Here is a 10,918-nt window from a genome sequence, read left to right as displayed (position 1 = left end):
TCTCGCTCTTTTTCTTGCGTTTTTCTTAAGAATTTCTCAAATAAAATGTGAGGAATTGCACCAATTGTGAACAAACTTAGAAATATTGGTTAAATTCTGACAATTTATTTGTCTTTTTATAAACGCTGTGCTAAATTATTCTCTGGGACAAAAGGAAGGTGAGAAAATGACAGAAGCCACGTGGGAACAAAAATTTTTGCGTTATTTGATTGTCGAAAGAGGATATTCAGAAAAAACGAAAGAAGCATATGAAGAAGACATTCTCCATTTCAAACATTTTTTGGAGGAATCTGGAGACGCTGATCTGCTGAAGGCGGAATATTTTACGGTTCGTGTCTATTTGAGTGCATTAGCTGATCATCGTCCTAGCTATAGCAGAAATTCTATCAGTCGCAAGATAGCCAGCCTACGTTCGTTTTATCAGTATCTTCTCAAAGAAGAAGTGATAAAAGAAAATCCATTTTCTTACGTTCATCTCAAAAAGAAAAATTTGAGACTGCCACGTTTTTTTTATGAAAATGAAATGCAAGCACTTTTTGACAGCGTAGCAGGAGATAGTCCTTTGGATTTGAGGAACCGCGCTTTACTGGAAGTCCTTTACGGGTCAGGCATCCGTTTAAGTGAGTGTAGCAGTTTGTCGGTATCAGACATTGATTTTGATTCAGAGGTCATGTTGATCCATGGTAAAGGGAACAAAGAGAGATATGCTCCTCTAGGTTCTTTTGCTCAAGATGCTCTGCAAGAATATTTCAGGGAAGGCCGCCAGGTATTGATGACAAAATATCACGAAGAGCATGATATCGTTTTTGTGAATCATCATGGAAAACCAATCACGCCTACTGGAATTGAATATGTCTTGAATCAAATGATCAAAAAAAGCAGTTTGGATAGTGATATCCATCCTCACATGCTGCGCCATACATTTGCTACTCATTTATTAAATAATGGGGCAGATTTGCGGACAGTCCAAGAATTGCTAGGACATGCCAATTTATCGACTACCCAGATCTATGCCCATGTAACAAAAGAAAGTTTACAAAAAAACTATCGTTCTTTCCATCCAAGAGCGTAAAAATAAGGAAAAGAACAAATTTAGGAGGAAACAAACATGGTCGAATCACCATTTCATTCAACCACTATCTGTGCCGTCGAAAAAGACGGGAAATTTGCTATGGCTGGAGATGGCCAAGTAACAATGGGTGAATCTGTTGTCATGAAAGGCACTGCAAAGAAAGTACGACGTATCTACAATGGAGAAGTTGTTGTAGGTTTCGCCGGAAGTGTTGCAGATGCGTTTACTTTAGAAGAAAAATTTGAAGGCAAATTAAACGAATATAACGGGAATCTACAACGCGCAGCTGTCGAATTAGCTCAAGAATGGCGGACACAGCAATCTATGCAAAAACTTGAAGCGATGCTGATCGTAATGAATGATAAAGAAATGCTTCTTGTTTCAGGTACAGGAGAAGTTATCACACCAGATGATGGTATCTTAGCTATCGGATCAGGAGGGAATTTTGCGTTGGCTGCAGCCCGAGCAATGAAAAACTATGCTCAAAACGACATGAGTGCGAAAGAAATTGCAGAAAATGCGTTAAATATTGCCGCAGATATCTGTATCTTTACTAATCATAATATTATCGTAGAAGAACTGTAAGAGGTGAGTAGATATGTATGAATTAAAACAAACACCAAGACAAATCGTAAGTGAATTAGATGAATATATCGTAGGACAGCACGCAGCAAAAAAATCTGTTGCCGTTGCTTTGCGTAACCGCTATCGCCGTTTGCAGTTAGATGAAAAAATGCAACAAGATATTACACCAAAAAATATGCTGATGATCGGACCTACAGGGGTCGGTAAAACAGAAATCGCACGACGTTTGGCAAAAATCGTCAATGCACCATTTGTCAAAGTCGAAGCAACAAAATTTACTGAAGTCGGTTACGTCGGAAGAGATGTAGAATCAATGGTTCGGGATTTAGTAGAAAATGCGATCCAAATCGTAGAAAAAGAGCAGTACAGCCGTGTATACACAAGTGCTAAAAAAAATGCAGAAAAACGTTTGGTAAAAATCTTGGTACCTGGTATCAAAAAAGAACAGAAACAATCCACTAATCAATTTGAACAAATGATGAATCTTTTTAATGCTAGTCAGCAAAATACCGCTGAACCGCAAGAAGAAGTGACAGAAGATATTCGAATCAATCGCCGTACAGTCTTGGAACAACTACAAAAGGGTTTACTGGATAGTCGTGAAGTAACCATTGAAGTTGAAGACCAAAAGAAACCTGCACCAATGATGAACAATGGATTGGAGCAAATGGGGATCGACCTAAATGAAACTCTAGGTGCTTTGACACCGAAGAAAAAAGTGGAACGGACGGTAACAGTCAAAGAAGCTTTAGAGTTATTGATCAAGGAAGAATCAGCAAAATTAGTCAAGGATGCTGATATCCATAGTGAGGCAATCAAATTAGCGGAAGAAAGTGGAATTATTTTTATCGATGAAATCGATAAGATCACTTCTAAATCACAGCAATCTGGAGAAGTATCCAGAGAAGGCGTCCAAAGAGACATATTGCCAATCGTCGAAGGTTCACAAGTAAATACAAAATACGGGATCATCCAAACAGATCATGTCTTATTCATTGCTTCAGGAGCGTTCCATTTATCTAAACCGAGTGATTTGATTCCAGAACTCCAAGGGCGTTTCCCAATACGGGTAGAATTAGATGATTTGACAGCTGAAGATTTTGTGAAAATTCTGACTGAACCGAATAATGCTTTAATAAAACAATATGTAGCATTGATTGGTACAGAAAATGTGTCAGTTACGTTTACAAAAGAAGCAATTGAACGGATCGCTCAAATCGCTTTCGATGTCAACCGTGACACAGATAATATCGGCGCACGCAGACTGCATACCATTTTGGAAAAACTACTAGAAGATCTATTATTTGAAGCACCAGATATGCAAATGGGAGAAATAACGATCACAGAAGCATATGTGGATGACAAACTTGGCTCAATTGCGGCAAATGAAGATTTAAGTCGCTATATTTTATAAAAAAAATCGGAGGACGACAATGACAGACTTGCTAACGAAAACCCGCAAGATAAACACACTTTTGCAGCAAAAGAATACTTTTGACATGCAAGCAGATTTGCCTTACGATAAAATGGCTGTCACACTAGGTGGTATTCTTGACAGCAACACCTATATCATAGGAAGTGACGGAGTATTACTAGGTTATAATGAACGTCACGATGTGAACAATGAACGAATCAAAACAATGTTTGTTGAGAAACAATTTCCTGAATCTTATACTGATACAGTGGCACAGTTGATGAAAACTGAAGCTAATATCCCAATTACTAGTGATATTACTGCATTTCCGGTAGAGTCAAGAGAGAAATATCCATTTGGTCTGACGACTGTCGTTCCGATCTTTGGAGCTGGCGAACGTTTGGGTACGATTATCTTATCTCGTATGGAACAATCGTTTGCAGATGACGATCTAGTCTTAGCAGAATATGGAGCTACGGTTGTCGGTATGCAGATCCTTTATCAGAAGTCTCGAAGCATCGAAGCAGATGTACGGAGTGCAACGGCTGTCCAAATGGCAATCAACACATTATCTTATAGCGAATTGAAGGCTGTACAAGCTATCTTTGAAGCATTGGATGGAGATGAAGGTCGTCTGACTGCTTCTAATATTGCCGATAGTATCGGCATCACTCGTTCTGTGATCGTCAATGCTTTACGAAAATTGGAATCAGCTGGAATCATTGAATCTCGTTCGTTAGGCATGAAGGGAACTTATTTAAAAGTATTGAATTCCCGTTTTAAAGACGAGTTAGCAAAACACAGTTATTAGAAGTAAGGGGACTGGGGCAGATAGAAATGTTTGTTCCAGCCTTCCCATTTTAAAAAGTAAGTCGAAGTTGGAGGAATGGCAATGACTGTTATTATTCAAAATGACCAGCTGATCGCCGAAATCGCTGAACACGGTGCGGAATTGATCAGTCTGAAATCAAAAGAACACGGTTTAGAGTATATCTGGCAAGGTGATCCAGCGTATTGGGGCAGACATGCACCGGTTTTATTCCCTTTTGTTGGACGTTTAAAAGATGATCAGTATGTTTATCAAGGGAAAACATATCAAATGGGGCAACACGGATTTGCTCGGGATATGGATTTTGAAGTCATTGAACATGGACAAGAAATGGCTAGTTTCATCTTAAGGAGTACGCCGGAGACATTAGAAAAGTATCCATTTGATTTTGAATTAGTGATCAGCTATGAATTAGGAGGAGACGGCATCACGGTTCATTATCAAGTGGCAAATACCGGTGAAAAAGAAATGTTCTTTTCTATCGGTGGACATCCTGCTTTCAATGTACCTCTTGAAGAAGGATTGTCATTTGAAGATTTCTATCTGGCATTTTCTCCATTGAAATCAAGATTACGCCTACCATTGAAAGGCCCATTCATCGATATGGATCAAAAGACGTTAGGTCAGACAAATACGAATCTGGCTTTGAATCGTGAACTTTTTGAGCAAGATGCCTTGGTTTTTGAAACAAGGGGTCTAAATGCGTACGCCATTCGAAGTGAAAAATCTTCCCATAGCGTAACTTTAAGCTATAAAGATATGCCTTATGTAGGGATCTGGTCTCCTTATCCAAAAGAAGCGCCTTTCGTTTGTATCGAACCGTGGTGCGGAATCGCTGACACGGTGAACAGTAGTGGAAACTTGATGGAAAAAGTAGGGATCAATCAACTAGGTGCCCATGAAATCTTCAAGACAAAATATTCCATCACAGTGAAGTAAGAGGTTGTGACCGAGAAGTTAGCAGGGAACACCGTTTACCAAGGTGTGTAAAAAAGCTATCCTGTAAGTAATAAGGGAGTGTGACATCGATTTGTCACACTCCCGTTTTATCTCTTTGGAATGAAAAAGTATCAGGATTTTTTCTTGCTGCTATTCAAACCAAACGGGATGCGACTTTCTGTATGGTTTCTGATACGCTTGATATTGTCTTTATGCCGATAAAAGATAAAGGAAGAAACTAAAAAGGCAATGATCGTCAGTAACCAATTGGGCTTAGCCAAAATCACAGGAGCTACATAAGGAAGGACGATCGTAGATAAAGTGATCAATACTGCACTGATCATACTGCTCAAACTCACCATACTTGTACAAAATAAACTAACGATAAAGATGATACAAGAATAAACAAAAAATACAGGATTAAATCCTAAAAGCATTCCTGCACTTGTCGCAACAGCTTTTCCTCCTTTGAACCCAGCAAAAATCGGAAATGTATGGCCAAGAATGGCGCATACCCCAAACCAAAGAGGGTTAATCCCAGAAAGGTGGAAGATCATCGGCAAACAAGTAGCCAATGTACCTTTTAAAATATCCATAAGCAGGACAACAATCCCGGCTGTTTTGCCTAATACACGAAATGTATTGGTCGTTCCAGTATTACCGCTCCCGTGTTGTCGGATATCTTTTTTGAAAAACAATTTGCCAATCCAGACACCGGAAGGAATAGAACCTAAAAGATATGCTAAAATAAGTAATAAGATCAATTTCATTTTTTACCCTCTTTCAAGTTGAAAACTATCCTTTATTTTAGCATGAATAGGTAACAGGAACAATTGAAAAAATGAAAGATACAAGTATAATAGATGGAATAAAAAGAAAAGCAAGGGGTGGCAGAAATGTCTGTAAAAAATCCAACACAAGAAACGATTTTCAACTATTTGGAAGAAGCAAAAAATATTGCCGTCGTAGGCTTGAGCAATAAACCAGAACGAACAAGTTACATGGTTGCACAGGTATTGCAAGACAATGGATATAAAATCATACCAGTAAATCCATTATTGGCTGGTGAAGAAATTCTAGGCGAGAAAGTCTATGCGAATTTGACAGAAATCGATGATCCAATCGATATCGTAGATGTATTTAGACGGAGTGAATTTTTACCTGAAGTAGCAGATGATTTTTTGAAAACTGATGCTAAAGTGTTCTGGGCACAATTAGGGATTGAAAACAAAGAAGCAGCTGAGATGCTAAGAAAAGCAGGACGTACAGATATCGTAATGGATCGTTGTATTAAGATTGAACTTGGTAAGTTGAAAGAAAACCAAAAATAAAAATGACCACAAAGAAGAGATGATCGATAGAGGGGAATGTCGAAAAAGCGGTTAGGAGATAATTAAAATTGATTTCTCGTCTACCCTCTTTTTTTTCACGACCTTTTCTAGTATGATAATCGTGGTGCGGTTTTGCCGCAAAGTATTATTGAAGGAGCGTTTGCCTTGGCAAAAAAAGTAAACAACGAATACAATGACTCGTCCATCCAAGTATTGGAAGGATTAGAGGCAGTTAGAAAAAGACCAGGGATGTACATTGGATCCACTGACAGCCGAGGCTTGCATCATTTAGTCTATGAAATCGTCGATAATGCAGTTGACGAAGCATTATCAGGTTATGGCAGTGAGATTGATGTGACCATCCATGAAGACAATAGTATAACTGTTGCAGATAGCGGACGTGGGATGCCTGTAGGAATGCATGCTTCCGGAATACCAACAGTTGAAGTGATTTTTACTGTGCTGCATGCTGGCGGAAAGTTTGGTCAAGGAGGGTACAAAACTTCTGGTGGACTGCACGGTGTAGGAGCCAGTGTGGTAAATGCCTTATCGAAATGGCTAACTGTAATGATCGTTAGAGATGGCGTAGAGTATCAGCAGAAATTTAAAAACGGCGGTAAACCTGACGGTACGTTAAAAAAGATAGGAAAAACAAAAAAAGCAAACGGGACGACTGTCCATTTTTTACCAGACGATACAATATTCAGTACAACGAAATTTTCATATGAAATTTTAGCCGAACGGTTAAGAGAATCTGCCTTTCTTCTAAAAGGCGTTAAAATCTCTCTTTCTGATCTTCGTGGAGAAGAACCAGTCAAGGAAATTTTTCATTACGAAGAAGGAATCAAAGAATTTGTTGATTATCTGAATGAAGAAAAAGATACATTGACACCAGTTGTTTATTTTTCAGGAGAAAAAGAAGGTATCGAAGTAGAGGTCGCTTATCAATACAATGACGGGTATTCAGAAAATGTCTTATCTTTTGTCAATAACGTTCGGACAAAAGATGGGGGAACCCATGAAGCTGGTATGAAAGCGGCGATGACGAAATCTTATAACGAATATGCGAGAAAAGTTGGTTTGCTGAAAGAACGGGACAAGAATCTGGAAGGTAGTGATTTCAGAGAAGGGTTAGCTGCTGTACTTTCTATCCGTGTACCTGAAAATCTTCTGCAATTTGAAGGGCAAACAAAAGAAAAACTTGGTACGCCAGTTGCTCGTACCGTAGTAGATAACGTCATCAGTGAACAAATGGGCTTTTATTTGCAGGAAAATAGCGAAATGAGCCAGATGTTGGTCCGTAAAGCAATCAAAGCCAGAGAAGCGAGAGAAGCAGCACGTAAAGCCAGAGAAGAAAGCCGAAATGGGAAGAAGCGTAAAAAAGGCGAATCTCTTCTTTCAGGAAAATTGACACCCGCACAATCCCGAAACCCTAAGAAAAATGAATTGTATTTAGTCGAAGGGGATTCTGCTGGCGGATCTGCTAAACAAGGAAGAGACAGAAAGTTCCAAGCAATTCTACCTTTACGAGGAAAAGTCATCAATACCGAAAAAGCTAAAATGCAAGATATCTTGAAAAATGAAGAAATCAATACGATGATCTATACGATTGGTGCAGGAGTCGGTCCTGAGTTTTCTATCGAAGACTGTAATTACGACAAAGTAATCATCATGACCGATGCGGATACAGACGGCGCCCATATTCAAGTATTACTGCTTACTTTCTTTTATCGTTATATGAAACCGCTGATTGAAGCTGGGAAAGTATATATCGCGTTACCGCCTTTATATAAAGTATCCAAAGGACAAGGAAAGAAGCAAGTCATTGAATATGCGTGGACAGATGACGAATTGGCAGCAATGATTAAAAAAGTCGGCAAAGGATATATGCTGCAGCGATATAAAGGACTTGGAGAGATGAATGCGGAACAATTGTGGGAAACAACGATGGATCCGACTTCCCGTACGTTGATCCGCGTCCGTATCGATGATGCTGCGCAAGCTGAACGTCGAGTAACCACACTGATGGGTGACAAAGTAGAACCTCGAAGAAAATGGATCGAAAATCACGTGCAATTTACGCTCGAAGAAGATGGCAGTATCTTAGATAAAAAAGAGGATACTGAAATCTCTCCTTCAGTTTCTAATGATTTATTAGATGAAGAACGAGCAGATAAAAATGAAAACAATCAGTTATTTGAAGTAGAATAGGAGGTCACCTGATGGAAAATCGACAAGAAGTACAAGAATTAACTTTAGAAGAAGTGATGGGTGACCGCTTCGGACGTTATTCCAAATATATTATCCAAGAACGTGCACTGCCTGATATCCGTGATGGATTGAAGCCAGTGCAACGCCGGATATTATTTGCCATGAACAAAGATGGCAATACGTATGACAAAGGATTCCGTAAATCAGCAAAATCTGTCGGAAATATCATGGGGAATTATCATCCTCATGGTGACAGCAGTATTTATGAAGCGATGGTCCGCATGAGCCAAGACTGGAAGTTGCGGGAAGTACTGATCGAAATGCACGGGAATAACGGGAGTATGGACGGTGATCCACCTGCTGCGATGCGTTATACTGAAGCCAGATTATCCAAGTTAAGTGGAGAGATGCTATCAGATATCGAAAAAGAAACAGTCGATCTCGTGTGGAATTTTGATGATACAGAAAAAGAACCAACAGTCCTTCCAGCTCGATACCCAAACCTTCTCGTCAATGGATCGACAGGTATATCTGCTGGATATGCAACAGAAATCCCGACTCATAACTTAGCTGAAGTGATCGATGGCACAATCTATATGATCGATCATCCACAAGCGAGCCTTGAAAAATTGATGGAATATATTCCTGGACCTGACTTTCCAACAGGAGGGATCTTGCAAGGAAAAGATGAAATCAAAAAAGCTTATGAAACAGGGCGAGGAAAAGTTATTCTTCGTTCGAAAACAAAGATAGAGGCAATGAAGGGTAATAAACAGCAAATCGTGATCACAGAAATCCCATATGAAGTAAATAAAGCGACCTTGGTGAAAAAAATGGATGAGATCCGTTTGAATAAGAAAATCGATGGAATAGCTGAAGTACGAGATGAAAGTGATAGAACAGGTCTGCAAATTGTCGTCGAATTGAAAAAAGACGCCAATGCTCAAGGAATTTTGAATTATTTGTTCAAAAACACTGAGCTACAGATCAATTACAATTTCAATATGGTCGCTATCGACCATATGACTCCGCATCAAGTTGGACTGAAAGACATTTTAAGAAGTTATATCGAGCATCGAAAGCAAGTCATAACAAAACGTAGTCAATTCGATTTAGCCAAAGCTCAAAAAAGACAGCATATCGTAGAAGGATTGATGAAAGCTTTATCGATTCTGGATGAAGTAATCGCAACGATTCGTGAAAGTAAAGACAAAAAAGACGCCAAAAAGAATTTAGTCGACGTCTTTCAATTTACAGAAGAACAAGCAGAAGCAATTGTCACATTGCAATTATACCGTTTGACGAACACGGATATCACAGAGCTTCAAAAGGAATCCGAAAGCTTGATTGCGCAAATCACAGAGTTGAATAAAATCCTTTCAAATGACAAAGAGCTTTTCTCTGTTATGAAAAAAGAATTGCGAGAAGTGAAAAAAAATTATTCTTCCGCTCGTCTAACGACAATCGAAGACGAAATCGAAGAAATCAAAATTGATACGCAAGTCTTAGTGGCACAAGAAGACGTAATTGTCAGTGTGACGCGAGAAGGCTATGTGAAGCGAACAAGCCTTCGTTCTTATAGTGCTTCCAAACCAGAAGAAATCGGGATGCGAGAAGGCGACTACTTGCTATACTCAGGTGAATTGAGTACATTGGACCATGTTCTTCTGATCACAAATAAAGCAAATGTGATCTACCGCCCTGTCCATGAACTACCCGATTTGAAATGGAAAGATGCTGGTGAGCACATTTCTCAAACAATCTCCAATCTGTCTGTAGACGAATCGATTTTAGCTGTTTTCCCATATCAAAAAATTCAAGCAGAGAAAACATTTGTATTCATCAGCAAGAATGGATTGATCAAGCAAACACGAATGACAGAGTTCGAACCATGGCGCACCTATAAGAGCCGTCCGCTCAGCTGTATGAAGCTAAAGGCGGAAGAAGATGAACTGATTGCTGTGTATCTGAAAGAAGATCAGCCAGGCTTAGATGTTTTCTTAGTAACGCATCAAGGAATGGGTTTGCGCTATCCTTTAACAGATGTTCCCGTTGTTGGAGCAAAGGCAGCTGGAGTGAAGTCTATGAATTTGAAAGATGGAGATAGGATTATCAACGGGCTGCTTGTGTTAGCAGAAGGTGATACGCCGATCGTAATCGTTACTCAGCGAGGAGCTGTTAAACGCATGCTTGCTCAAGAAATCAGCCAAACTTCACGTGCGAAGCGGGGAGTGACGGTCATGCGTGAGCTGAAAAAAAATCCGCACCGTATTATCTATATGTCGGAAGGAAGATCAAAAGAAATAACCTTGATGAATCAAAAAGGGCAGCAGTTAACGATTGACCCAACTGATTTCCCTATAGGTGATCGAACATCGAATGGATCATTTGCGATGGATGAGAAAAAAGGTGGAGAAGTCATCGAAGTTATCGATGCTCCTGAGATTTTCATCGAGTCGTAACTGTTGTAGTATTTTAATGAAGAGACGCCATCTGTATTAATACAGATGGCGTCTCTTTTTCATTCATTTTTAATA

General features: G+C 39.4%; 9 protein-coding genes. 8 read left to right on the top strand and 1 reads right to left on the bottom strand.

Annotation, left to right across the window (positions count from 1 at the left end; genetic code table 11):
* Nucleotides 1-166: 166 nt before the first annotated feature.
* The 5 genes from xerC to IGL70_RS07695 all read left to right on the top strand — a co-directional run bounded on the left by xerC (nt 167) and on the right by IGL70_RS07695 (nt 4,839).
* Nucleotides 167-1,072 carry a tyrosine recombinase XerC gene (gene xerC, locus IGL70_RS07715; protein WP_002288415.1) on the top strand — a complete coding sequence of 302 codons (906 nt, stop codon included), beginning with the start codon at nt 167-169 and terminating at the stop codon, nt 1,070-1,072.
* A gap of 36 nt (nt 1,073-1,108) precedes the next feature.
* The gene (gene hslV / locus IGL70_RS07710; protein WP_002288419.1) at nt 1,109-1,657 is read left to right on the top strand and encodes an HslVU peptidase proteolytic subunit; all 549 of its coding nucleotides are present in this window, start codon (nt 1,109-1,111) and stop codon (nt 1,655-1,657) included.
* A 13-nt stretch (nt 1,658-1,670) separates the two neighbouring features.
* The gene (gene hslU / locus IGL70_RS07705; protein WP_002298110.1) at nt 1,671-3,071 is read left to right on the top strand and encodes an ATP-dependent protease ATPase subunit HslU; all 1,401 of its coding nucleotides are present in this window, start codon (nt 1,671-1,673) and stop codon (nt 3,069-3,071) included.
* 19 nt (nt 3,072-3,090) lie between these two features.
* The gene (gene codY, locus IGL70_RS07700) at nt 3,091-3,882 is read left to right on the top strand and encodes a GTP-sensing pleiotropic transcriptional regulator CodY (RefSeq protein WP_002290223.1); all 792 of its coding nucleotides are present in this window, start codon (nt 3,091-3,093) and stop codon (nt 3,880-3,882) included.
* 81 nt (nt 3,883-3,963) lie between these two features.
* Nucleotides 3,964-4,839, top strand: a complete 876-nt coding sequence (locus IGL70_RS07695) for an aldose 1-epimerase family protein (RefSeq protein ID WP_002296994.1) — start codon at nt 3,964-3,966, stop codon at nt 4,837-4,839.
* 131 nt (nt 4,840-4,970) lie between these two features.
* On the opposite strand, the gene plsY is transcribed toward IGL70_RS07695, so the two are convergent.
* Nucleotides 4,971-5,609, bottom strand: a complete 639-nt coding sequence (gene plsY, locus IGL70_RS07690) for a glycerol-3-phosphate 1-O-acyltransferase PlsY (protein WP_002296995.1) — start codon at nt 5,607-5,609, stop codon at nt 4,971-4,973.
* A 126-nt stretch (nt 5,610-5,735) separates the two neighbouring features.
* Between plsY and IGL70_RS07685 the strand changes: the two genes are divergently transcribed.
* The 3 genes from IGL70_RS07685 (at nt 5,736) to parC (ending at nt 10,843) form a co-directional block, all read left to right on the top strand.
* Nucleotides 5,736-6,170 carry a CoA-binding protein gene (locus IGL70_RS07685; protein ID WP_002298106.1) on the top strand — a complete coding sequence of 145 codons (435 nt, stop codon included), beginning with the start codon at nt 5,736-5,738 and terminating at the stop codon, nt 6,168-6,170.
* 165 nt (nt 6,171-6,335) lie between these two features.
* Nucleotides 6,336-8,381 carry a DNA topoisomerase IV subunit B gene (gene parE, locus IGL70_RS07680; protein WP_104873785.1) on the top strand — a complete coding sequence of 682 codons (2,046 nt, stop codon included), beginning with the start codon at nt 6,336-6,338 and terminating at the stop codon, nt 8,379-8,381.
* 11 nt (nt 8,382-8,392) lie between these two features.
* Nucleotides 8,393-10,843: a DNA topoisomerase IV subunit A gene (gene parC, locus IGL70_RS07675; protein ID WP_104873784.1), complete on the top strand. Its 2,451-nt coding sequence runs from the start codon at nt 8,393-8,395 to the stop codon at nt 10,841-10,843.
* Nucleotides 10,844-10,918: the final 75 nt, after the last annotated feature.

It is taken from the genome of Enterococcus sp. DIV0901a (genome assembly GCF_051711525.1).
In the GTDB taxonomy this organism is placed as follows: Bacteria; Bacillota; Bacilli; order Lactobacillales; family Enterococcaceae; genus Enterococcus_B; species Enterococcus_B faecium.
The sequence above is the reverse complement of the archived record's forward strand: the minus strand, read 5'-3'. Positions and strand labels throughout refer to the sequence as shown.